This is a genomic window from Eubacterium sp. AM46-8 (assembly GCF_003466705.1).
Lineage (GTDB): Bacteria > Bacillota > Clostridia > Lachnospirales > Lachnospiraceae > Lachnospira.
This window is the reverse complement of the sequence record NZ_QSEU01000044.1, coordinates 1-504: the sequence shown is the minus strand read 5'-3', so window position 1 is coordinate 504 and position 504 is coordinate 1. Positions and strand designations below refer to the sequence as shown.

Sequence of the window (504 nt, the reverse complement as noted above, 5' to 3'; positions counted from 1 at the left end):
GAGCCGCCGAAGGCAGGTTTGATAACTGGGGTGAAGTCGTAACAAGGTAGCCGTATCGGAAGGTGCGGCTGGATCACCTCCTTTCTAAGGAAGAAAAAGTAAAGGTTGTTTTTCTATTGAGTCATCAAGGATGACTGCTGTGACAGAGTCACAGATATGAAGCTTCTGGTGGCGATACGCTTAGGGGAAACACCCGTACACATCTCGAACACGATGGTTAAGCCTTAAGCGGCCGAAGATACTATGCTGGAGACGGTATGGAAAAATAGGTGGCTGCCAGATTTCAAATGGGGGTATAGCTCAGTTGGGAGAGCACCTGCCTTGCAAGCAGGGGGTCAAGGGTTCGAATCCCTTTATCTCCACTGTGAGTGAATGATAATAAAGCCGCTCACAACATTGTTCTTTGAAAACTGCATATTAAAATATCTTATAAAACATTGTTTTAAATAATGTTTAGACATCCGAGGTGCGACATATACTTAAAGTAAATGTCAAACCAAGAAA

General features: G+C 43.8%; 1 tRNA gene and 2 rRNA genes. All 3 read left to right on the top strand.

Annotated elements, in window-relative coordinates:
- Nucleotides 1–84: ribosomal RNA gene (locus DW963_RS13170) — 16S ribosomal RNA — on the top strand; the annotation flags it as partial.
- Between the two features lie 80 nt (nt 85–164).
- Nucleotides 165–282: ribosomal RNA gene (rrf, locus tag DW963_RS13165) — 5S ribosomal RNA — on the top strand.
- Nucleotides 283–289: 7 nt separating this feature from the next.
- A tRNA-Ala gene (locus DW963_RS13160) sits at nt 290–362 on the top strand.
- The last annotated feature ends 142 nt before the right edge of the window (nt 363–504 follow it).